Consider the following 23068-nt stretch of genomic DNA (forward strand, 5'->3'; position numbering starts at 1 on the left):
GGTCGCAGGAACTATGACGGCATGCGGACAACAGGCATGCGATTCGATGCTTCGGCGCACTGACGTGAGCATCGATTTTTCCCGGCTTGGCGCGTCGTGGGAAACCTTGGAGTACACCGTCAACTGTCCGGGGCAGGAAGCATGTGTGTACACGCCGGACTCTGACACCAAGCGCCACGCCGCTGTGGCCGACAACCCCCTATGGATCGCCGCCGGAACAAAAACCATGGAAGTAACGGTCTACCTCACGGGCTCCACCACGCCCCTTGCGAAGACGACCGCCAAGTTGGAGTGGGATCCGCCGTTCGATCCCTCTGCCTGCTCGACCAGTGCTACAGCAAACTTTGTGGTTTAGTCGCCAGCGCGCTGAGGACAGTCGCGGCAGTGGCGTCCCAGCCTTGTAGATGCTCGCGGGCTTGGAGGGCATTGTTGCGCCAGCGCTTCTGCAGGGCGGGGTTGGTGAGCCAGGCGCGGAGCTTGTCGGCGAGAACTTTGGCGTCGGTGACAGCGCCAGCCCCGCTATCGCCAAGCGCTTCCTCCGCGCCCGTTCCCTGTCGTACCAGAACCGGAACCCCGTGGGCCAGCGATTCGGTGACCACCATGCCAAAAGATTCGGACTGCGACATGAGAACACTGAGGTCGGCCTTGTGCCACTCCTCATCGAAGGCGTTGCCGGTCAGCTCGCCGGTAACGCTGATGCGGTGGTGGAGCCCGTAGTGCTCGACGGCGGCCCTCACCTCAGCTGCGTACATCGGGTCTGCGTCCAGGGAACCGACCAGGGCTGCTGTCCAGGGCAGGTCCTGGACAGCGCTCAGCGCGTACACAATTGCGGTTTGGCTCTTGTTGGGGAGCAACGCGGCGACGGCCACGATGTGCTTGGGCTCTGAGCCTTGGCTGACCTGCCCTGGCTCTGCGCCCGGCCTGGCCACCACAACGTCCCGCATCCCATGCCTGGCCTGCAGTACCGCCGCGGAGTGGGCGCTCGGGCAGATGATCCCCGTGGCGGCAGCCAGCGCCTTGGCCTCAAGCTCGCCATGGTCCGCCAACGCCATATGGGACAGGATCCAGACTTTGGTTCCTTTGCCCACGGCACCGGCGACCTCCTCCGGTGCCCCACTCGCCACCAAGCCGTCGGCAATCACCGTTGTGCCGCCGTCGAGCGCTTCCGCGAATCGCTGCTTGTCCGCCGGGCTCCCAACCGGCCAGCCGCCGTCGACCTTTAGGGTCTCAACGTCCGCGCCCAGGACGGTCAGATGCTCGGCGAGCTTGGCGTTGTACTTGTTGCCGCCGGAGCCGTGCCTGACGTTCCCCGGGACAAGGAAGCGGATGCGCACCTACTTGACCGGGAGCTCCAGCGAGTAGCCGGCCCAGGCGTCAGGGTTTTCACGGAGGACGACGTCGATGCCGCTGAGCGCCGGCCCGTCGGCGGTGTCCTGGATCCGGGTGGCCATGGCGTCGGCGATGTGCTTGGCCAGAGCCTCCGTGGTGGAGAGCTTGCCCTTGAATGCCGGGTGCTCGTCGAGGTTCTTGTAGTTAAGGTCCTCCAGGATTTCCTCAAGGATTCCGCCCGCTGCGCCAATGTCCAGAACGATTGCGTCGTCATTGAGGTCCGGGCGACGGAAACTGACTTCGGCCACAAACGTTGCACCATGGAGGCCCTGGGCCGGGCCGAACGCTTCGCGGGGAAGGCTGTGGGCGATCATGAAGTGGCGTCGGACGGTCAGGCTGAACATGTACTAATCCTCCGGGGTGGGATAGGCGACCACGTGGCAGAAACCGCCGGGCCGTTCGAACAATTTAACGAGTGTGGTGGGCAGGTTCCGGAACTGGCATTCGCTGGTCAGGAATGTGTCGAACAGCGGGTCTTTCAGTTCTCTTGCCGCTTGCTCGAGTCGTTGGGCGTTGGTGCGCCTGTGCCGTCGCGGGAGCGCCACTGCACCCACCTGGCTGGAACGGATGTTCAGGCGGCGGGCATGGAAGTCCTCGCCGAGCGGCAGGGTAACTTCCTTATCGGCGAACCAGGAAAGCTCGATGACGTCGGAGTCATCGCCGGCCAGTTGCAGGCTCAATTTGAGGCCCTCGTTGGAAGCGGAACAGTGGAAGACGATGTCGTTATCGCTTTTTGCAACCTCTGGTTCGGCGAATTCGATGTTGATGGTTTCCGCCAGCTTTCGCTTCTCCGGATCCGCATCCACCAACTGCAGGCGGCCCAGCGGATACTTCCGCAGCAGCGTCGCCAGGACGCCGCCCACCAAACCACCACCGACGACGGCGACCCGGTCACCCAGCCTCGGTCCGGCTTCCCAGAGGGCATTGATGGCGACCTCAACGATGCCCGTGAGCACCGCGCGGCGGGCTGGGACGTCCTCGGGGATTGCGGTGAGCTGGCTGGTGGGGATCACGTAAAAGTCCTGATGGGGGTGCAGGCTGAAGACGGTTTTTCCTACCCATTCCTCCGGTCCTTGCTCGACCGTCCCCACACTCAGGTAGCCGTACTTCACCGGGCCCGGGAAGTCGCCCTCCTGGTGCGGGGCCTGCATGAGGTCAGCCACGCGCTCCGGGACCCGGCCTTCGTGGACCACGCGCTCCGTGCCCCGGCTGACGCCTGAGTACAGGGTCCTGACGAGGGCTTCGCCTTCCTGCCTTTCCGGCAGGGCTTCCTGGCGCAGCTCACCATCGCCCGTCTCAGTGACCCAGTAGGCGTGGGCTTCGTGCCCGTGTTTCCGTTCGTGTTCCTGCGAAATCGTCATGATGCTTACGAATCTATCGGTGCGGAGCTGTGGACGGAAGTTGGCGTGGATTGAAGGGTACGCCACCTGCCTTTTGGGGAGGGTCCAGAGGGGCTCGTTTTGGGGAACGGGGCCAATCTCGGGTAGCCTATTTCAGTTGGTGACGTGTCCGAGCGGCCGAAGGTGCAACACTCGAAATGTTGTTTGGTGTAAAAGCCAACGTGGGTTCAAATCCCACCGTCACCGCCAAATAGAGAGGCCCTGGTTCCCTTGTAAATCAAGGAGACCAGGGCCCTTTTACTTTGCCCGAACTAGGGCCGTGCCCACATTTTGCCCACACTGGCCCGTGATACCGCCTGATCCAGTGCATCCGAAACCGCGTCAAGGTCGCCGTCGAACAGGTCAGCATAAACGTCTAGCGTCATGGCCGCGGAGCTGTGCCCCAGCATCTTCTGCACGGCTTTAACGTTCGCTCCCGCCGACACCGCGAAGCTAGCCGCCGAATGCCTCAGATCATGCGGGGTAATCCGCGGGACGCCGGACCGCTTCACGGCTCCGGCGAACCAACTCATGTTGGCTGATAACTCAAAACCGCACGGAGGAAGCCGCCGTCATGCTGAACGAATCCGAAAACCCCGTGGAGCTGGCCCACGCCGCATCCAGCATGGCTGCGGCGCTACTGGTCACGCTGGGCCGCGGCAAAGCGGAAATGATCCTAGACAACTACACCCAGGCCGCGCTGCGGGAACAGCCATGACACCCCCGGCGGTGGGCTCCGCGGTATTAGCACGAGCGGGTTAAGATAGGGCTAGCAGGACAGCCGGGCGCTGAACAGTCAAGGAACGAGGAACCTTAGCGGGTCAAGTTCTGAGGAACCGGGAAGCGCCCGGCCCCTCCTGCCAGGGGCACGGCCAGCGGTCATACCGGAGTTTTTTTCCGGGTCAACCCGTCCGTCTATAAGGTCCCGCCGTGGAAAGTGTGCCCACCAGCGGTACTGGCCCGGTCACCAACGAGGGCGCGAAAGCGTCAAGTTGGACGATCCGGTCCTGAACCCGCCCGTAGGAGCCCGCCCGGTTTCCCCGTTCATTTTGTGCGCCCCGAATCAGCGCACGCTCCTGCCCAGGAGGGCATCCCATGGAAACCACCACCCGAATCGAAAACTACCGCGCCGCCGCAGCCACCGCCGCCAAGAGCGCCCCCGAAATCATGGAAAAGGCAGAAGCCGAAGGCAGGCAGCTCGACGGCCAGACGTTGGCCGACTACTAGGGCCACATGAAGACCGCCCGCGAAAACCTGGACAAGCTCAAGACAGCCAAGGCAGAGGAATCCTTCTACGCCGAAGCCAAGGCCATTAGCCGGGAGATTGACGGACCGGCAGGCCCGGACCGCCGTGGCGGGCGTGGGAAGGCCGCACGCGGCCAGTGGCTAAGGCCACCGCGGAACGCATGTCCAAGGTCATGACCTCGGAGGTGGACGGCCAGAAAGCCCTGGTCAGCGGCTCCATCGGCGTCCCCGTCCCGATTGAGACGGACATCGTTGCCATGTCCGACGCTCCCCGGACGCTGCTGGAGCTTATTCCCGTCCGGCCCCTTACCGGCGGATTCGGCACCGGCAACAGCTACAACTTCCTACGCCAGACCGTGCGGAATCACCAGGCAACTGTCGTCCCGGACGGCGCGGTGAAGCCCACGAGCATTTACACCATCCAGGAAATCGAAGACCGCGTCCGGGTCATTGCGACACTGTCGGAACCGGTGCCGGAGCGCTACCTGGCCGATTACGGCAACCTCCAGGATTTCCTGGCCTCCGAGATGGAAGCCGGTATCCAGCTCGCCCTGGAAGACCAGGTCCTCAACGGCGATGGGACCGGCGAAAACCTGAACGGCATTTTGGCCACGTCCGGTCTCATCACCCAGGCGTTCGCCACGGACCGCCTCACAAGCATCCGCAAGGGCCTGACGGCCCTCCAGGTGTACGGAATCACGCCCACGGCCTGGTGCTCCACCCCACCGATTTTGAGGCCTTGGACCTGCTGCGGGCGGACGGCGCAACCGGGGCGTTCCTGCTGGGGGACCCCGCCGGGGACTCGGCGGCGAACATCTGGCGTGTCCCGCGTATCCCCTCCACCGCCGTTACCCCGGGCACGGCGATTCTGGGCGACTTTGACCAGGCCGAAATCATCGTCCGGGAAGACGCCACGCTGGCGGTGGACCGGTCCGGGGAACTGTTCACGAAGAACCTGGTTGTCCTGCGGCTGGAGGGCAGGTTCGGCCTCGCGGTCAAACGGCCCAACGCGTTCGTGGAAATCGACCTGACCGCATAGCGGGCAGGAACAGGCGTCAACCTCACCCGCCGCAAAGTCGGTCCATCGCCCGCGGCGGGAAGGATGGATGATGAGCCCCTATGGCATGAGGGGCTGGGAGTCATCCAGCGCCCGTCTGAAGCCCTGCCGGAGGACCCCTCCACCGGCAGGGCTTCAACCTCAGCGGCGGAGGTACTCCAGCATGCCGGGTGTAGTCAGTAATACGCGCGGGGATGAGGCTTTGGCCTGGATGACAAGGCCGCTGAGCTCCTCCCCACCGTCCAACAATTCAGCCACCCACTTGGCGCGCTGCTTATTCACGTAACCAGCTTTCTGTGCTGCACGGCCAACGACGATCGCCACGGCGTTTGCGTCGTGCTCATTGCCCGGCTCACGCATTGCGGTAATTTTCTGGCCCACCCGGAACTTGAACGGTTTCTCCGGGTCCTCATAGAAGCCCATGCCGACCATGCGGAAAGCAAAGATGTTGAAGTGCCGCAACGCTAGGGTGTTGTAGTCCACGAGCGTGCCATCCGGAAGGGCGAAGTCCAGGCCGTTATTAGAGGAAACCAGTCTCAGCGGAGGCAGTCCATCCGGTCCGGCCACCAGAAGGGCCTTGGCCTCTTCCGCTGAGATGTAGCCCGCCCGGTATCCCTTCACGGTCTGACCCGCCGCCCGCGCTCGTGCCTTCTCCGCTTCATAAAACCTTTTCGTGGCCTCGGATTGCCGGAATGGTTCCGCGGCTCGTGGCTCCACCGGAGCGGGACGGGCAGGTGGAGCAGGGCGGGGCGGCTCTGCGGGCGGGGTGGATAGCTGCCTATCTGGAGAGGTTCCGCTGGTGGTGTCCACGCCGACAACTGCGTTCTTCAACCGCTCCCAAATCCCCATGCCCCTGACTATATAGGCCGTCCGCTGGCGATAGTGCGGGTCATCACGGAACGACCGGGGCGAGTCACCTAGCATGGCGGCATGACCATAACCGTGGACCCCAGCGGAAACTTCTACTCCAACATGGACTGCTTGCACTGTGACAACCAAGGCCCACACGCTCACTACGACGTGCGCGGCGACCAACACGTTTTCCAGTGCGGTCGCTGCTTTGGCATGTTTACGGATGCCTCGCCTGCCCCGTCTACTTGGTTACCGGGACCACGGGGGTAGGGGCGTCCTAATCTCCCGCTGCTTGCGGTCAGGGCCCCTTTGCCGGCAGTGGTCCCTCTCCCCCCGCTGACCCACCGGGGTCGCGCGCGCGAGGGCACAAGCGTCTAGATTTCATGGACGCCGGTATAGGCTCTCTTTGATACGGGCTTTCTATGGTCCGTTGCGGGGGACCGGGGGGCAAGAATCATGGGCTTATGGGCCAGACTGCGACAGGCCAAAAGCGGGACGCGTGAAGATGAGTCCATCATGGACGTCACCCCGGAACCAGCGGAAATTTACGCCAGCGAGCTCTTGGACGAACATACGTGCCAGAAGTGCGCCGCAATCGACGGTCACGAGTACGAGACGCTGGCGCAGGCACGAGCGGATTATCCGGATGGCGGCGGCTACAAGGATTGCGAGTCCGGATCGGGCTGCCGGGGATCCTTGATTTCCATGTATGACGAGTGAGAATTTAGTGCGAATTGCGGGGGAAATGAAAAAATTGTTACCGGTACTGGCCGCTACCTCATTGGTGCTGGTCGGGTGTGGAACCAGCGTCCAGAAGGATGCCAGCTACAAGAGCGCGCTTGACCTTCGTGATGCCTATGTAGCCTCGGGTGCGGTCAAGGAACCGGATTGTGACGAAAAGATCACCCAGGACGCTAAGGCGAAATGGGGATGGCAGACCGTAAATTGCGGCATGAACACCGTGCTCCTAGTTGCCGACTCCCAGAGCGCGCTCGATGAGCAGGTGGCGAAAGACCTAAAGTACGGGACCGCCCGGCAGGCGATTCTCGTGGGGCCAAACTGGCTGGTTCGCGGCCCCGAGTTCGAGGTCAAAGATGTCCAGAAGAGCCTCGGCGGTCAAATCAAGAGTTAGGTGTGTGCAGGACTAAGCGCCCACACGAGACCCCTCAAGAGGTCCTTGCACGCACCGTCCATGATTGCTATTGTGGTGAACGCAGGACGCGGAAACGTCTCCCGCATAAACCGAAACCCCGCTGCATGAGCACGGGGTTTCGCGTTTTAAGCCGGGCACTTCTGTTAGGTCACGGCCAGACGTAGCTCCACCTCGTTGCTCTGTCCAGGTTCCCCTTGATGTCCTGCATGGCCTTCTTGGCAGCCGGATGCTTCTCCGTGATGGTGACTGAGCGGTTGGTCAAAAACGTGGCCATGTCGGCCGCCTGGAGTAGCCGGCTGTGGTTCGACGGGCCGAAATAGATGGTGTCTATGAGGTCCCTCAAGGCGATGCTCGTAAATCCTCGCTGAGCAGCGGCCCTCATACCCCGGAACCTAGTCCTGCTATCCGGTGCCGTGTGATGCTCGTCGGCAAGAACCAGGACACTTTCGTCAGTGTGGTCAAGGTTGAGGACATGCTGGACGGACTCGAGTGCGTGCGAGAGTGCGAGGGCATGGGCTGGATGTGGATTTGTGTACTTATCGCTGAGCTTCTGAACATCGATTCCACGGAATACGAATTTCGCGCCGGAGTCGTGTATAGCTTTGGCGACTTGCTTACAAACCTTCACGGTGAGCCACACCGGGACGCCGTCCCAACCCTCCTTCTGGTGGAAGACTTCGTACCCATGAAGCTCCGTGGCAGGATCAAAACCAGGGACAGCAGCGGCAACGTCCGCAACAATCTCGTCTAAGCTCTTCTCAAGCTTTCTTGCTTCAGCAGCGCCCACCATCAGTGCGCCCATGTAGTAAAGCTCACCGCCCCGAGCGGATTCATCTAAAAATGCAAGGATCATGGGCTGATCCTATAGATAGCAAAACGAAGTTACTAAACAGCTACCTGTCCGAGGCCGGACGGCGACCGCAGCTTGCCCACGCTGTGCCCACATTTTGCCCACATATACGTTGAACTTGTGTGATCGCGGTTGATAAGAATCCGCGGATTACCGGCACTATATGATCCCAGCGTTGGTGTTCGAGAGGTTTCATATCCCACCGTCACCGCCAATGAGAAAGGCCCTGCTTCCCTTTGTTTATGAAGGAGGCGGGGCCTTTCTTCATGTCTGGACTACGCGTCTCGCGCTTTGGCGACTAGCCAGCCGGAGGAGTAAGGGTGAAGGTTGCAGCCTTGTTCCCGATGACATTGGTAATCACGATGGTCACTGGAACATTCTTGGTGTCCCACACAAGGTACCCACGGTTGCTTTCTCCAGCAGGCACGTCGGCGTCCAAGTGGAAACCATTCTCGTCGGGAGATGTGCCGGTCAACTTTTGGCCGCTAGGATCTGAGGCCTCGAAGTACGCGGGATTTGCGGGCGTAGTGCCAGTGAGGGTCTCCCAGGAGAACTCGACCATGAGGAAACCACCATTCATGGGCGTGTACCACTCTTTGCCCGGGTACTCGGTGACGTACTCGGACTTCAGAACAGTTACCCGGGCCGTTCGGCCGTCGTCCATGCGAACGGTCACGGCGCCAGCATCGCCTGCTGCTCCTGGCATGATGGACCGGTTTTGTTCAGCAGCCTGGGCAGCGGCGGAGCTCTCAATCCTGCTCGCCACGCCAGCCGCGAATGCTGTCGCCACGAGAATGCTCGTGGCAATGCTCACGACCCACACGATCGCAGTGATGATCCAGGCCTTCTTCTTGTGCTGCGGGAAACCTTCCAGCGCCCGGCCATCTTTGCTCGTTGCGTTTCCGGTCAGGGTGATGATCATGTCAACGAGCGTCCAAATGCCAAGCCCCCCGGCGGTCAGCAGCTTGGCGATTCCCGTGCCGATTTTGCCCAAGTAAAAGCGGTCCACACCAAGGTTGCCGAGCAGGAGGGCCAAGAGCCATGTCGTCAAAAACGATTTTCCCGGACCACTGGCATGGGAAAGATGCTGAGTCTGAGGGGACTGGTATCCCCCCCGGGTTTCGCCGGTCGAAGCCGGTGGGCGCATCCGCCTTGGATGCAAGGTTGTCTTCCTGCTGTGCATGGGGGTCACTGGGGTGGCTCATAGAACACTCTTCCTGTTGGAGGGGTGATGCCGCGACCGGCATGTTTTATCCATCGACCAGACTAACCAAATTCCCGCCCGGGGAGCGGTTTCATGACACTTGTCCACACCCTGATGGACAACTGGGCAGGTTTACCGGACTAGCCCGTGCTCCCATGCAGAAGGGATACCCTTTCTGGCCTTCGCGGAGACCATTTTGCATCGCAGACTCTCCACAGCGATGGAATCCAGCGCTGGCATCATGGCATAAAAGCCGTAAGTGCCAGAAGTGCGATACAAGGCCACTTCCGGTACCACTTCAATTTTGGCCTATCCGAACGACGCTCCGGGCTGTTGACTCCGTCCATCCCTTCGCCCCTATTTCCTGCGCGAGGACGTGCAATACGGGGAGGTCGCAGATCGGGGCTCCCTGCCGAAGCCTACTTATCCGCAATGACTATTGCAGCCGGATGCCCATCACTACCTGTCGAATATGCTTCAATGTCAAAGTCATTTGTTACCGAAGTAGCCGCCCGCAGTGAGAACCGATTCGCCCAAAACCAACTGCCCAACTACACACCCCAGGATCATGGCTGTCCCCAAGATGTAGGTCCCCGCTCGAGACCCTTTTCGCATACGGTGAGCATCAGGCTTTCTACCTGAACGCCAGAAAAGGAATAGAACGGCAAACACAATCAGCATCGCCATCTGCATCGGAATCCCACTTCCGGAGCGGTCAAACCTTCCATCGTAGGGCATTCTCGTATTCCACGGAACGTGAGCAAACACAAACCATGCAATACCCGCACACACAATTGCAGAAATTAAGCACAGGACGTCTACGTATTGGCAGGCTTTCCTACCCAACCGCAGGTCTTCATCCGTGAACTCCTCATCGGGAACCGAATTCTGCTTGGCATTATTTTCATCGTCATTTAATCCCACAATGAAATGCCCCCTCTCCTTTAGCACTGTAAAATACTCCACAGCAGGTTCCAGTGCGCTCCACAGCGACGATCAGTGTCCCGTCCACCGACGAGGACGATTCCCGCCCGGCAGCGTCACAGCTCCAAGTGATCGCGTGCCGGTCCGGCCCACCCGCGAGCTGCCACCCGACCAAGTGGGCTGCGTCTTAGGTCCGCACTCGCTTGGCCAGAACCCGGGGTAAACGCAGTTAGCTTTCCCGGGTGCAAGTCCTGTTCACCCCAGACGATCAACCGCTCTGGCCGTACCCAGCCCATGGTCCCAGATCCACCCCTATCGTCGAAGCCACAGCCGAGTCCGCAGACCCTACCCTGGCTGCGCCCGACTCTACCGCCGATCCTGCACGGCCCATGGCCGGCAGTAACTGCGTAGTTGCCGCCGTACCTGCCCGACCTGCCCCGGCCGTAAGAATACTGCTGAGCTCTCCGGCCCACGGCCCAGCCACCAGATCAACAGCACCTCATCGCCAAGTATTAGCAATCAAGGTCAGTTGGCGTGTAAGCCCGCACTCAGGCGTATTTTCCACTCAACTACCAACAACTAGTATCGCAATCTGCCGTGGTTGTTCTTCGGAAGTACCCGCCCTCTCCCAAGACTGTCAGCGAAAATTTCCACCGAACCTCAGGGCATTGACAGCGGCACTACGTGTCCCTGAGAAAGGCCCTGCTTCCCTTTGTTTATGAGGGAGGCAGGGCCTTTCTCTTTGCCCAAATCAGGCGGGTGGGCACATTTTGGGCACACCCGCCAGAGATACAGCGTGATCTAGAGCGTCTGAAACTGAGTCCAAGTCCCCGTCAAAGGGATCCGCGTAGACGTCCAACGTCATTGCGGCCGAGCTGTGGCCAAGCACTTTTTGGACGGCCTTCACGCTGGCGCCGGCCGACACGGCTAAGCCGACAGCGGAGTGCCGGAGATCGCGCGGAGCGATCCTGAGGATCCCGGAACGCTTCACAGCGCCAGCAACCAGCTCATGTTGTCCTCGTGCACTCGTGGCAGCCGCATATGGTTACCGTCTTTGCCCGGGAACACCAGGTCATTGCGGCCTTTCCCTTCACACCGAGCCGCCAGCTGGTCGCTGAGGAATCGCGGGAAAGGGACAGTACGCTTCTTGTGATTCTTCGGGCCCGTCAACGGGGGTCGAAGCGCCGACCTTCCGCCTTGGAGGGCATAAGCGCCAGAATCAAAACAGCCAGTCCGCCGACTAGGGGAACAAGCCCAACGAACGCAAGCGGACCCGCAAGATTTGCGTCGTGCAAACGCCGCCAAAGCAACGACAGCTGCGGCACCAAAATGGCCAGCCCCAGAATAACGACGAGAATGAAACCTACCACCATGAGACTTCCAGTCGGGGCATTCACGATACCAGGAGCGGCCTCATAGAACACTTCTTGCCCGGTGGCCGGATCGAAACCCATGGATTGCACATTAGGGTTCTGTTGAGCCCAGGCAGTACTGGCCACGAACCCGACCGTCATCACGAGGTACGGGACCACCATCACCAGGAAAACGAAAAGCTGACTCCACCAGAACTCACTCCGCGAGGCGCGACCAGAGAACTTCGCATACTTGGCAAAGAACCGCTTCACCGACCTACCAAACGACGCACCATAGAGAGGACCAGCCAGCTCACCCGAACCTTTAACCTCCGCAACGCCTCCGCCTGCAGGATCAACAGTCTTCATATCCATCTGTCTTCATGTCCTTCCCAGAAATATATATAGAAACCAACAAACAACCATCTTCCGAACGCAAACGTTCCGCGCCGCAATATTCTCACCCGTAGAAGATAATATGAATGAACAGAACGAATAAACCACTGACCAGAAATGGAAACCTCACGCGCCCAGAATCGAATACTTTCTTCCATTAGAGCTCCCCGCGAAGGCTGCGCTTTACGGCAGCTCAAGCACCTGGGGGCATTCAACACAAATCACAGTCACCAACTCAATGCTAACGACGTTCGCCTGCAGTCAGTGTCAGACCAATCAATAGACCGGCTGCTGCACCCGCCCATAACGAACCGTAAGCGACTACGATGACCGGCACAACATGGGAGAGTCCGGCGACAGCCAAGCTTCCTCCTATGATTACAACCCCAAAAGCAACCGCAGAAACAAAGTTTGATTTCAAGTAAGTCAGCCCGCCCACACATAATACGGCGACCGCAAAAACCACAATGTTTGCAACCCAGACGGAAAACCCAAACTCCGACGCTCTTCTAATACACGTAATTAGAACCAGGGCACCTGGAAATAGAACCCCCAACCAGTAGTACCATTCGGGGGCTACCCGTTTAGTTGGAACATACGCCTTTTTCTTGGACACTAATTTAGTTCACTTCCACGACTCGTCAACAACAGCATTTGCGGTCAAACCAATTGCTCCATTCAATACTTCAGTACTCACATTAGTCTTAGTGAAGTAGTCGATGGGAGCAGAGGTACTTGTTCCAACAAGTTCCCTATACCCTTGCGGAGCAAGGCCTCGCAGGGCGGACGCCGTAGAGGCGCTGGTACCCGCCATGCTAGATGAAAGCAGAGCCTTTGCCGGGTTAAAGGCTTCTCCATTCACCCCGCTCTTCACCATCTCACCCGCAAATCCAGCGCCTGTGTTGATGCCCATAGATGAAACAACCTGAAGTCCTTTTGTAGCTGCGTGCCCAGCCGCAGGACTCAGTGCCCCGCTGATGACACCCGTGGAGGCACCTCCAGCCGCGCTACCCAACAGTCCTTGGGCTGTCCAGGGACCGCCCTTCTGAACGCGTTCCCGGACATAATCTACGGTTCCGGCTACACCTCCTGCTGCACCACTGCCGACCATGTCTTTCAACAAATTAGCGCCGAACCTCCGTGCAATGACTGCGGCATTGCCTGTGGCACGAGTCAACGTCGAAGTCGCAACATTTGAAGCCATACTTCGCGCAGCTTGGCCCGCCACCACTCTTCCAACAACCAGTGAAGCAGACTTAGTAACCATCATTCCCACGCCACCGCCGGCCACACCCATAACACCGCTCCCGATGGCATTACCCCAGTTGACTTGGCCGGTGGTTGCTTTTTGGATGACGACGTCGGCGCCGAAGCTCATCAATCCCATGCCCGCGAGTTGTCCGCCGGGGACGAACATCAACACGGCCCCGCCGACCACAGCGGCCCCTCCGACGACGTATTCCCAGTTGTCTCCGAGCCAGTCTCCGGTGGCGGCGATGGCGCCGCGGGACGACCCGTCGTAGGCTTTCAGGTCGGCATCGGTGAGGGGTTTCAGGCCGGTGGGGTCGGTGGTGTTGAGGGGGTTGTTTCCGGCGTAGGAGTAGGGGTTCCCGTCCCAGCCCGCGCCGAGGACGGGGGCGAGGGGGTCGGTGGAGAGGAATCCCCGGGTGGCCGGGTCGTACGCGCGTTTGCCGAGCCATTCGAGCCCTGCGATGTCGATCCCGCCACCGGCGGTCAGGCCGATACCGGCGGGCAACACACCACCGAACCCAGCAGCGGAACCAACCCCGGTACTGGTTGTTGCGGGGCTGCCCGGGTTGGGGGTGGTGGGGGTGCCGAGGACGGCCCAGGGATCGTGCTGATCAGTGGGCCGGGCGGCACGCCACCCGGGCGCGGTCCACGCGTCGCCGATGCCGGTGACACCGCCGGGCAGGGACACCACCTGGGTGCTGTTGGCACCGGCGAGGGTCGGGACGGGCGCTGCGGTGTCCCACCACAATGGTGTGCCGTCCACGGTGGCGAGTTCACCGAGCGCGTCGACGTGGAGCCGGTGCCGGTTTTGTTCGGCCCCGTCCGGGTCTTTTTCGATGGTGCCGGTGAGGTACCCGGTGGGGCCCCAGGCGTATTCGGTCCAGGACCCGTCCGGGTCGATCACCCTGACCCTGCGGCCCAACCCGTCATACACGTACTCAGTCCGGGCACCGTCAGGGTCCGTGACAGCAAGTAACTGCCCTGCGGCGTCATAGGCGAAGGTGCGGGCCCCGGTGGGGGTGGTTTCGCGGAGAAGCCGCCCACCGGCGTCGTACTCCCACCCCACCACCGAACCCGACGCCTCCGAGCCAGTCATAGTGGTGGTGGCGGAGACCATTTGCCCGGCAGTGTCGTACCCGTACCTGGTCACGACTCCGCCCCTGGACAGACCGGTAATCCGGCCGCCGTCCTCACGACCGATCAACGTCACATCAGCAGCACCCGGAGGGTTGGTGCCGTTGTCGGCGGTGGTGGTGCGTGTGTGCTCGCTGAGGTTCCCTCCTCGATACACCCATTCCTGTGAGTATTGGCCGGCGGTCGCAGTAGTGATCCGCCCGGAGGCGTCGTGGGTGAAGGCCGCGTCCCCGAGCAACGGGTTCGACACCTTCACGACCCGGCCCGCGGCGTCGCGGGTGTAGCGGGTGGTGGTGCCGGTGGGGTCGGTGAAGGCGGTGCGGTTCCCGTCACCGTCATACTCCCACCCCAACACCTGACTCCCGGTCCCGGTCCCGTTGGACTTTCGGGTGAGGAGGCCGCGGCGGTCAAAGCACAGTTCGTGCTCCACCGCATACCCCGCCCCACTCAGGTGGTCGGTGATGACCACCCGCCGGCCGGCCAGGTCACGTTCGATCGCGGCGATCAGGGCACCGTCCACCGAGGTGGACGCTTCCCGGCCCGCGGCGTCGTAGGCCCAGGTGGTGGTGTGCCCGTCAGGGTCCGTCTGCGAGAGTTGCCGGCCTGCCGCGTCGTAGGTCGCCGTGGTCACCCTCCCGAGCGGGTCCGTCACCGAATCGACTTGGTCCGTGGCCGTATACGTCCGGGTGGTCACCCCACCGGTGGGGTCGGTGATGCGGGTGAGCCGGCCGCGGGTGTCGTACTCGAACTTGGTCCTGCCACCCACCCCGTTGATCGTGGCCACCAGTTCCCCGGCGAGGTTGTATTCGAAGCGGCGGGTCCCGTACCAGGAATCCTGGGCAAAACTCAGCCGCCCAACCTTGTCGTACCCGTACCGGGCCGTCCCGTCCCCGGGGGTGTGCTTCGCGGTCAACCGGCCACACGCGTCGTAAGCAAACGTTTCGACCTCACCGGTGGGCAGTCTCCTCGCGGTGAGGCGCTGGTCGACGTCGTAGGACAGTTCCGTGACCGCCCCGACCGGGTCAATGCTCTTCCACGGGCGGCCGCAGTGGTCGTACTCGAACCGGGTCACCGCCCCCGTCGGTGAGGTAATCGAGGTGATCTTCCCCGCAGCGTCACGGCCCAGGACCGTCAACCCGCCCTCACCATCGACCAACTCGACAGGATTGCCCGCACCGTCATACGTGATGAGTTCCGCGGACCCGTCGACAGATTCGATTTTCGTGGGCCGGCCGTACTCATCAAAACTCAACGTCGACGACGCGAAGGCGTCGGTCAGGGACGCCGTTCCGGCCGCCCGGTCGGTGACCGCCCCGGTCCGGACCCCGGTCGGATCCACGACGGCGGTCAGGGCACCGACCGTGTCGTACTCCCGCACCCAATCATGCCCCGCCGGGTCCGTGACCCCGACGAGCCGGGAGAGGTTGTCATGGGTGAACCCCCACCTGCCTCCGTCCGGCAACACCGCGCCGGTGAGGTTCCCGAGCTCATCAACCACCCGCTCGATACTGCGCCCGAGCGGGTCGGTGGTGCGGGACAACTCGCCGTTGGGGGCGTACTCGAACACCGTCCGGCCCCCATCCGGGGCGACCACCGCGGTGGTCCGGCCCGCGGTGTCGTGCTCGAACGCCCACACCGCCCCGTCCGGGTCCACCCGACGCACCAACATCCCGGCTTCGTCATAACCGAACTGTGTCTCAGCCCCCGACGGGCTCACCGCCGTCACCGGACGGCCCGCCCGGTCCCGCACAATCCTCGCGGTGTCACCTGCGGCGTTGCGGGTTGCGGTCAGGTCCCCGAACTCGTCGTACTCAAAACCAATCATGACCCCGACCGGGTCAGTGACCTGGGTCAGGAGCCCGTCCCGCCACTGAAGCTCGGTCCGGCCACCCAACGGATCCAGAACCACGGACGGGTCCCGGGACAGCTCATCGGCGTACTCATAGGTCACGGTGGCACCGGACGCGGTCACCAGGGTGGTGATACGGTCCTGCTCGTCCCAGCCGTAGCTCAGGTCCGCGCCTTCCGGGGTCACGGTCCGGATCTTCCGGCCCCGGGTGTCGTAACCGTGGACCGTGACCGCGCCGTCGCGCTCGGTCAAGGACACCAGGTTTCCGTGCCCGTCATAAGACATGGACTGGCGCCGGTCCTCGGCATCCAGCACCCCCACCAGGCGGCCCTTCGCGTCGGCGACCCAGGAATTCGACCGGGACCCGTCCTCATCAGAGACCACCGTGACCCGGCCCGGCAAATAGGCGAACCGCGTCCGCCGCCCATGCTGTGTGACCTGCATGATGACCCGGCCGGCCTCGTCATACGTGTTTTCGGCCTCCACCACACCCGCGGCCGAGACCACCGACCCGATCAAGCCTTGCTCGTTCCACCCATACCTACGGGTGCCGGTCTCCGTGCCCACGGTGACCAAACGGCCCTCGGCGTCGTACCCGTACTCAACCCGGCGCCCATCCGACCCCCGAACCACCCCGACCACACCATCAACGTAATCAAAATCCACGAACCGGCCCCGCACATGCACCAACCGGCACACCACACCCAACCCATCACCATCGACCGCAGTCTCCGCAACAGAAGCAGCCGGTTCACTGCGGTGGGCGGAGATGGTCCGGCCGGGCCCTGCCCCGGTCCCGAGCCACACCCCGGCAGTGGTGTAAGCCCACCAACCGCCCTGATTGTCGGTAACGACCAGCACCTCGGTAACACCTTCGGGGACCGAGGTCAGCTCCGCCAAGCACGGTTCCTCGACCGGGTGGCGGGTGAGCCAGTAGTTCTCCCCGACGGCGCGGGCCCAACCCGCGCCCTCACGGGGGAAGTCCACCGCCCGGCCGTCGGCCATCACCCACCGGCACCCCTCATCAGTCAAGGCCAGGTGCTGGTCCAGCACCGAGGCCCACCCCGGACCAAACACCCCAACAGTGTCCAGGCCCGAGCCGAGAGAGTTATACATCCTTGTGACCGCCAGGTCCGCGGCCGCCCCGGCGAACCCCAGATCCGTTTCGGGTTCAATGAAGTTCCCCGTGGCCGTGTTCACCGGATCATTGGCATACCCGGACGAGGGCATCGCCCCGGCCGCCGTGGGCGGGTCAATGACCAACCCCGTCCGGGTCCCCGAAACTCCCGCCGCGGCCAACGCCTCGTTCACCGCAGCATCCGACAGGGTCGAGACCGCACCCTCAGCACCGGCGGCAGCGAACGCGTCCGCGACCACCAACGCCCACCCCGCGTCCGCCTCATTGGCCTGCAAATACTGCCGGAACGCGCTCACCACACCAGCAGCGTCGATCCGGCCCCACCCGCACCGGTCCGCGAACGAGGACAACTCCGACTCCAAGGACCCCGGCACCGACGCAATCCCCTCATCCAGACCACGGGAACCCGCAGCGAAAGTCCGCAACGACTCCGGACGCGCCGAGGACACCCCGCCCCCAAACCCGCCACCCGGGCCAGGAGTCTCCCGCGACCCCGACGCCGGAGCCTCGGACGGGAACGACGGCCCACTCCCGGGCTCCATATTCGGACGCGCCTCCTCACCCCACAGGCTGTCACCAAACTGCTCAAGCCAGTTGCGGTTGTTATGCCGCCGCACCCACTCGTTGTTCTCCCGACGCCGGTCATCCTCTTCCCGCGCACGCTCGATCATGGTGCCCACATACTCCGCGACTTTCCGCAACGCCGCGGCCAAGGACTCCGCGTCCCGGGACGCCGTCACCGCGTTCGCCGCGAACACCTCCGAAAAATGCCCCCGGAAATCCTCCCCGGCCGAGGACACCAACGGCGTCCGCGATCCCGAATGCTCATCAACCCGCGACGCTGCGGACTCAAAAGCACCCTTCACCGACTCAGCAACCCCATACACAAACCGGCCACCATGGGCACCATCGGAATCCGGCAACAACGGCATCTCAACGAACTCGGTCACAACCACAGCCCCCCACAGAACAAGAACGCGAACAAAACCCAACAACCCACAAAAACCCGCACCACAACCCACACGGCACGACCCCGCACCACAACCACACGGCACGACCCCACACCACAGCCACCGGCGCTACAGCAACACAGTGCAACGGCCGGGCAACCCCACCACGCATCAACGCAGCACGATCACCCGGCCCCCACACTCACACCAAAAAAGAATCAGGCCCCGCCACCAGCAGAGAAAATATCCTGCGAAATCTTCTGCAACTGACCCCGCAACTGCTCCAGCTCTTCCTTGGCCTTATCCAACGCAGCCTTCGTCTCCGGCCACGTCGAACCACGGAACTCAGCAGCCAACGGACCATCCCACACATTCGGATCCGACAACACACGACCCTGCGCATCCAACGCCGAAATCTGATCCGTAAACCCACCAGTAATAATCGACTGCACCTGACCAATAGCAGCCTTGGCCTGCTCAGTAGACAACACACGCGACATAGAACTTTCCTCCCAATAAGAACAATCGCAACACCCAAGCCAAACCAGCCCAGGCAACCAGACGCCCCCAAACTACCAACACCAACCAATAAATCCAACAAACAGAGAAACGATTGTGGAAAAACATGAAACTGCCTGCCACCTGCGGTGATACTTAGTAGATGGATTAGTCCATTCGGGAGCGCAACCTTATGATACTCAAGGCACCGTGAACGGAAAGAGGGGGACGATCCATGCCCAGGCAGGCTAGTTTTAACCAGTACAAACCGGGGCGTCGTATCCCCCCGGTCCGTGCTCTGGGCATCGCCCTGATAGCGCTGGGACTGATCGCGACCACGTCGTGCACCCAGCCACCTGAGCCGGAGCCGGTGTCCAACCCGGTCAAACTCTTGCAGAGCGTCCGCGTGGGCCTGTCCCCGGCCGCCGGCGTGCAGAAGATCGAGGGCACCACCATCTCGGTGTCCGCTGCGGGTGACTCCTCGGCGGAAAACACCACATATGACACCGCCCAGGTTGTGGGCGAACTCCCGGTGCGCGTGAGCCTGCAGTACCGCGCCGGCGAGAAATCGGGTTCCGACCTCGCCGACTTGAAAGGCCATACCGGCCCGGTGGAGATCAACCTGACGCTTGAGAACCTCACGGTCAAACCACAGACCATCCAGTACGATGCCGCCGGCCAGGCCCGTTCTGACACGGCTTTGGTCGGTGCCCCGCTGACAATCGCCGCGTCTACCAAGCTCCCCGGCATCCGGGCGGACGACGTAACACCCGGCTCGGGCGACGGCACCACGGGTACCAACGGAGTCCTGAGCAGTACTGAAGACGGTGCCACCGTAGTCCAGTGGGCCACCGTCCTGGCTCCCCCGCGTTCCGGCGCCAGCACCACGCTGCGTCTCGCCGCCGACGTGAAAGACTTCCAGGTCCCCGAATTCGATGTCGCCGTCCAGCCGGGCCTCAATACAGACCTCAGTGCCAACGGTGTTCTTGCCAGCGCCTTCTCGTCCGGAACAGGCTCGGAGATGGAATTGCAGCGCCGCACCATTTCGCTGGTCTCTGATGTCAACACCGTCCTGGCGAAAGCCGGATCCACCATCACCGATGTCCGCCGGAACCTCCAGGCAACCTCGCAGACCCTTGGCGCAAAGACAGCCGGTGAACTGCGGGACAACTCCAAGGCCCTTGCCGCGACGATGTCGGACCTGAAGCAGCAACTGCAGGTTCTGGGCTCCGACCTGGAGTCTTCAACCACGGCCACCCAGTCCACCACCATGTCGCAGCTGAAACTGACGGTCTCCGCGGTGGATGCAATGCTGGGCGACACTTCCGCCACACCGCCGGTCACCCCCATTACAGGCGACGGCTGCACCGCTGAGGTGGCAACGGCCGCGCCCGCATCCACCGTCTATTCCAGCGTTCTCACCATGTCCTCGCAGCTGGATGCCTATGCAAAGGTCAGCGCTGGTTGCCGTGACACCGTGGCCGGCGCCCTCAAAGCGACGATGGGACCCGAGAACCCTACCCCTGCAGAGTGTGCTGAACAGGGTTCAATGACCTGCTCCCTCTACGGTTCCGCCGTCACTGTCACCGGAGCACTACTGGGCCTGGTCCAAGAAGGCGACAAACTCATCTCCGGCCTTCAGCCGCAGGTCGTGGAAGGTGCCATTAAAGACCAGGCGACGTCCGCCGTCGCACTTGAAAAGGTGCGCACGAACCTCGGTGCGATGCTTGACGGCTCCGGAACTTCGGAGGATTACAGCAAGGCACTCGCAGCGCTGGATGCAGCCATCAAGTCAGCCGAGGACTCTGGAACCGCAACCCGAAAAGCAGCCACCGCGGCGCAGAACAGTGTTGACACCCTCCGGCAGAAACTCATCGCTATCGCTTCCAATGCCAAGGCAGCAAAAGGCGAACTCGGTCAGGGAACCTGGCTGAACGGCTCCATGCTGCAGCAAAACCAGAAACTGGCCGACGAACTCTGCAAGCTGTCCGATGACGGACTCATCCCTGGCAAGGGCAAACTGTCCGCCAAGGACGTTGAGAGGTTGCGCTCCTACCTGACGTCTGTGCCGTGCGAACCGACTGATGAAGACGGCAACCCCTCACCTGCGCTGAATCCGCCGCCGGGGTTCAAGGAGCCTCTGGACGTTCGGCTCGAAGCTCAGTCAGCTGCCTGGGACGAAGTGCTCGCAGCGACTGACACCACCGCCGCCGACCAGGCAATTGGCCAGGCCTTCACGGCCTTGGAGACGACGTTCGACGCCGCCGACACCAAACTGGAAGCGATCAAGACCGCCGTCAAGACGCTCGACGGCGCCGCAACAGGAAACGTGAACGGAACCAAAAAGGGACTCGAGGCGCTCGACGCTGCCCTGGCTGACGCGATTGAATCTTCCGGCACGGTGACCACTGCACTTGCGAAATTGAAAGAGCAGCAGGATATGCTCGGCGACAAGATCAAGGAATCACTGCGCGACGTTTCGGCTGAAACTGCTGCAGAGGTCTACAAAACCGTGGACGAGCAAGTGCGGCAGGTTGCCGATATCGGCGATGCCAGTTCCGAAGCCGTGACGTCAGCGTTCAACCGGTCCATTTCCGGGCTTAAGTCCACCTCGGACGACGTTGTGAAAGACGCCGAGGGAACGGTCAATAAGCAGCGTGACGAACTCCTGGGGCAGAGCGGTGATCTGACAGCGGCGCTGTCCAAGAGCACGCAGGCGTCCTTGGACAACATCGCAGCCAGCACGTCGGGCTCCACCCGCGACGTCGAAGGTGCCAGTGCGCTTCTCGCGTCCAGCCTCAACAAGGTGATGCTGGACCTCGGGGACAGGGCGGTGAACGGTTCAGGCCTGCTCGGCTCGATGGCCACCAGCGCGGCAAAAGCGGACACCGCGGACTTCCAGTTGGCCCTTGCCTCGCAGAACGCCGAAGGCTACGCAAACATCCGTTCCCGGGACGTGGCAGGACTCCTGCTGCGCCAGGCCCAGTTCAAGGCCTCGCTCACCGCGGTGGATGAATTGCCGCCGTTCCAACTCGAAGTGCCGGCTGGCGCTACGTCTCAGACGCTTTACACACTGAAGATCGGCGGTGCAGCATGAGCCCCCGCGCACGTCTCATCGCTCTGATTGCTGGGGGAGCCGCCGTCGTCATTGCTGCAGCGGCAGTCCTGGTGATGACGCTGAACCGTCCTACGGAAGCTCCCCGGCCCGATCCTGTGGCCGCAACCGTTCCTGTTGCACTGAAGGCTGATGGCCTGCCAGCGGACCTTTCGATCGGCGTCGTCATGACGTTCGGCCAGTCCGGCGAGCCAGGTACCGAATACAACCGAGCAGCGCAGGGCGCCGTGGTGGCCGCGCAGCGCTTCGCCCAAAGCGGCGCAAAGGTCACCCTGCCCACCCAGAACGACCAAGGCACCGAAGACGGCGCACGTGCAGCCGTCGGCGCCCTTGCTGAGCAGGGTGTGTCCGGGGTCGTTGTTGCAAGCACCGGGCCTCAGGCCCTTGCCGCAGCGAAGGCGGCCGAGGAGCGCAACCTCCCGGTCATCCTGCCGTACGCCGAAGCATCCCAACCCGCTCAAACCACGTGGACCACCGGACCCACGGCAGCGTCAGTACAGGCCGCCCTGGGAACCGTACTTGCCGGCAAAAGCCGGGTGCTGCTGGTCAGTGACGGAGGCCAGGCCCCCGCGTCCGTGACGGCGGCTGACACCCTTGCGCTCGAGGGTTTCACTGAGGTAGCCGACCTTGCCCAGGAAGCAGCCATCCGTACAGGCGACCAGCTCCGACCTCCGGCCAAGGACGCGCCGGCGGATGCTGAAGGCATACGGATAGCCAACCCTGCTGACGCTGTTGTGGTGTCGGCGGCAACGCCGCAGCGCCTCGCCCGGCTGGTCCAAGCCCTCCAGTCACGCGATGTGTCAGTTCCGCTGGTACTTCCCGACGGCGCCATCACCCCCGCGTTCGCATCCTCGCTCGCGGAGCTGGACGGCACCGCTTCAGGACAACTCGTCAGCGTTGCCCCGGCCACCGGAGATGCAATCGCACTCCAGCAGGATGCCCAAGGGCGGGGAATGTCCGCGTTCCTCTCCGGCATCAGATTGGCTGGAGGGAATCCGGAGGTCAAGAACCTGACGGTCGATACCCCCTTCTCCGCGGATGCGTGGGCCGCGGACGCCCGAAGCCATGATGCCGTGGTGGCCTTGGTTCGGGCAGCTGCATTGGCCGGGAGCAAAGAACCGTCAAAGGTCGCAGCGTCGCTGCGCACCTTGTCCCTCGGCCCTGGAGAAGGCCTCGCCGGACCCACACTGGACTTCTCGCAATCCCAGGCACTGACCGCTGATGCAATCCCCGTCTTCGCGTCCCCACAGGACCTCGGTCTTCGTCCGGCAGACGAAAACGCTCCACGGCTCGTCTGGGTTCCGGCGCCTGCCAGCCCCTAACAACCCTTTC

The 23068-nt window shown here is 62.4% G+C and carries 20 protein-coding genes, 1 tRNA gene and 3 pseudogenes; 10 read left to right on the top strand and 14 right to left on the bottom strand.

Annotated features, from left to right (window positions below; genetic code table 11):
* Positions 1 to 64 precede the first annotated feature (64 nt).
* Positions 65 to 355: a hypothetical protein gene (locus AC6JA3_RS17820; RefSeq protein ID WP_155854130.1), complete on the top strand. Its 291-nt coding sequence runs from the start codon at positions 65 to 67 to the stop codon at positions 353 to 355.
* Here AC6JA3_RS17820 and AC6JA3_RS17825 read toward each other — a convergent pair.
* Genes AC6JA3_RS17825 through AC6JA3_RS17835 form a run of 3 tightly spaced genes read right to left on the bottom strand, consistent with a single transcriptional unit; the run spans position 333 to position 2750 of the window.
* Complete coding sequence (locus AC6JA3_RS17825; RefSeq protein WP_497920432.1) at positions 333 to 1334, bottom strand: glycosyltransferase family 4 protein; 1002 nt, start codon at positions 1332 to 1334, stop codon at positions 333 to 335. The genes AC6JA3_RS17820 and AC6JA3_RS17825 overlap by 23 nt on opposite strands.
* Entirely contained in the window at positions 1335 to 1733 is a 399-nt protein-coding gene (locus AC6JA3_RS17830; protein WP_026547653.1) for a 6-pyruvoyl trahydropterin synthase family protein, read from the bottom strand.
* Between the two features lie 3 nt (positions 1734 to 1736).
* Positions 1737 to 2750: a zinc-dependent alcohol dehydrogenase gene (locus tag AC6JA3_RS17835; protein ID WP_497920433.1), complete on the bottom strand. Its 1014-nt coding sequence runs from the start codon at positions 2748 to 2750 to the stop codon at positions 1737 to 1739.
* Between the two features lie 138 nt (positions 2751 to 2888).
* Here AC6JA3_RS17835 and AC6JA3_RS17840 point away from each other — a divergent pair.
* Positions 2889 to 2978: transfer RNA gene (locus tag AC6JA3_RS17840), tRNA-Ser, on the top strand.
* A 62-nt stretch (positions 2979 to 3040) separates the two neighbouring features.
* Here the strand turns inward: AC6JA3_RS17840 and AC6JA3_RS17845 are convergent.
* Positions 3041 to 3298: pseudogene (locus AC6JA3_RS17845) on the bottom strand (tyrosine-type recombinase/integrase); the annotation flags it as partial.
* A 44-nt stretch (positions 3299 to 3342) separates the two neighbouring features.
* Between AC6JA3_RS17845 and AC6JA3_RS17850 the strand changes: the two are divergent.
* Together AC6JA3_RS17850 and AC6JA3_RS17855 are read left to right on the top strand one after the other, a co-directional pair.
* Positions 3343 to 3486: a hypothetical protein gene (locus AC6JA3_RS17850; RefSeq protein WP_347781883.1), complete on the top strand. Its 144-nt coding sequence runs from the start codon at positions 3343 to 3345 to the stop codon at positions 3484 to 3486.
* 377 nt (positions 3487 to 3863) lie between these two features.
* Positions 3864 to 3995: a hypothetical protein gene (locus tag AC6JA3_RS17855; protein ID WP_347781884.1), complete on the top strand. Its 132-nt coding sequence runs from the start codon at positions 3864 to 3866 to the stop codon at positions 3993 to 3995.
* An 85-nt stretch (positions 3996 to 4080) separates the two neighbouring features.
* Here AC6JA3_RS17855 and AC6JA3_RS17860 read toward each other — a convergent pair whose 3' ends face one another.
* Positions 4081 to 4272, bottom strand: coding sequence for a hypothetical protein (locus AC6JA3_RS17860; protein WP_347781885.1), 192 nt, complete (start codon positions 4270 to 4272; stop codon positions 4081 to 4083).
* On the opposite strand from AC6JA3_RS17860, the pseudogene AC6JA3_RS17865 reads away from it, so the two are divergent.
* A pseudogene (locus AC6JA3_RS17865) lies at positions 4187 to 4609 on the top strand (phage major capsid protein); the annotation flags it as partial. The gene AC6JA3_RS17860 and the pseudogene AC6JA3_RS17865 overlap by 86 nt on opposite strands.
* Before the next feature lie 95 nt (positions 4610 to 4704).
* Positions 4705 to 5052, top strand: a pseudogene (locus tag AC6JA3_RS17870) (phage major capsid protein); the annotation flags it as partial.
* A 159-nt stretch (positions 5053 to 5211) separates the two neighbouring features.
* On the opposite strand, the gene AC6JA3_RS17875 reads toward AC6JA3_RS17870, so the two are convergent.
* On the bottom strand, positions 5212 to 5691 hold the full coding sequence (locus AC6JA3_RS17875) for an HIRAN domain-containing protein (protein WP_347781886.1): 480 nt from the start codon (positions 5689 to 5691) through the stop codon (positions 5212 to 5214).
* A 747-nt stretch (positions 5692 to 6438) separates the two neighbouring features.
* Here AC6JA3_RS17875 and AC6JA3_RS17880 point away from each other — a divergent pair.
* Entirely contained in the window at positions 6439 to 6642 is a 204-nt protein-coding gene (locus AC6JA3_RS17880; protein ID WP_347781887.1) for a hypothetical protein, read from the top strand.
* Entirely contained in the window at positions 6632 to 7054 is a 423-nt protein-coding gene (locus tag AC6JA3_RS17885) for a hypothetical protein (RefSeq protein WP_347781888.1), read from the top strand. Before AC6JA3_RS17880 ends, AC6JA3_RS17885 begins: the two co-directional genes overlap by 11 nt.
* 169 nt (positions 7055 to 7223) lie before the next feature.
* Here AC6JA3_RS17885 and AC6JA3_RS17890 read toward each other — a convergent pair whose 3' ends face one another.
* The 8 genes from AC6JA3_RS17890 to AC6JA3_RS17925 all read right to left on the bottom strand — a co-directional run bounded on the left by AC6JA3_RS17890 (position 7224) and on the right by AC6JA3_RS17925 (position 18623).
* Positions 7224 to 7928 carry a DUF3800 domain-containing protein gene (locus AC6JA3_RS17890; protein WP_347781889.1) on the bottom strand — a complete coding sequence of 235 codons (705 nt, stop codon included), beginning with the start codon at positions 7926 to 7928 and terminating at the stop codon, positions 7224 to 7226.
* Positions 7929 to 8223: 295 nt separating this feature from the next.
* Positions 8224 to 8976, bottom strand: a complete 753-nt coding sequence (locus AC6JA3_RS17895) for a TM2 domain-containing protein (protein WP_497920434.1) — start codon at positions 8974 to 8976, stop codon at positions 8224 to 8226.
* A 642-nt stretch (positions 8977 to 9618) separates the two neighbouring features.
* Positions 9619 to 10095 (bottom strand): hypothetical protein, encoded by a 477-nt coding sequence (locus AC6JA3_RS17900; RefSeq protein WP_347781891.1) that lies wholly within the window; start codon positions 10093 to 10095, stop codon positions 9619 to 9621.
* 709 nt (positions 10096 to 10804) lie between these two features.
* Complete coding sequence (locus tag AC6JA3_RS17905) at positions 10805 to 11044, bottom strand: tyrosine-type recombinase/integrase (protein WP_026542244.1); 240 nt, start codon at positions 11042 to 11044, stop codon at positions 10805 to 10807.
* 175 nt (positions 11045 to 11219) lie between these two features.
* Positions 11220 to 11774, bottom strand: a complete 555-nt coding sequence (locus AC6JA3_RS17910; protein ID WP_155854131.1) for a DUF805 domain-containing protein — start codon at positions 11772 to 11774, stop codon at positions 11220 to 11222.
* 268 nt (positions 11775 to 12042) lie between these two features.
* On the bottom strand, positions 12043 to 12417 hold the full coding sequence (locus AC6JA3_RS17915; protein WP_139183507.1) for a hypothetical protein: 375 nt from the start codon (positions 12415 to 12417) through the stop codon (positions 12043 to 12045).
* A gap of 9 nt (positions 12418 to 12426) precedes the next feature.
* Positions 12427 to 18123, bottom strand: a complete 5697-nt coding sequence (locus AC6JA3_RS17920; RefSeq protein WP_347781892.1) for a DUF6531 domain-containing protein — start codon at positions 18121 to 18123, stop codon at positions 12427 to 12429.
* Positions 18124 to 18341: 218 nt separating this feature from the next.
* Positions 18342 to 18623: a hypothetical protein gene (locus AC6JA3_RS17925; protein WP_026547649.1), complete on the bottom strand. Its 282-nt coding sequence runs from the start codon at positions 18621 to 18623 to the stop codon at positions 18342 to 18344.
* Positions 18624 to 18856: 233 nt separating this feature from the next.
* Between AC6JA3_RS17925 and AC6JA3_RS17930 the strand changes: the two genes are divergently transcribed.
* Both AC6JA3_RS17930 and AC6JA3_RS17935 read left to right on the top strand, forming a co-directional pair.
* On the top strand, positions 18857 to 21718 hold the full coding sequence (locus AC6JA3_RS17930; protein WP_497920435.1) for a hypothetical protein: 2862 nt from the start codon (positions 18857 to 18859) through the stop codon (positions 21716 to 21718).
* Complete coding sequence (locus AC6JA3_RS17935) at positions 21715 to 23058, top strand: type 1 periplasmic-binding domain-containing protein (protein WP_347781894.1); 1344 nt, start codon at positions 21715 to 21717, stop codon at positions 23056 to 23058. Before AC6JA3_RS17930 ends, AC6JA3_RS17935 begins: the two co-directional genes overlap by 4 nt.
* Positions 23059 to 23068 lie beyond the last annotated feature (10 nt).

The sequence above is a fragment of the Arthrobacter sp. TmtSoilC79 genome, assembly GCF_059739405.1.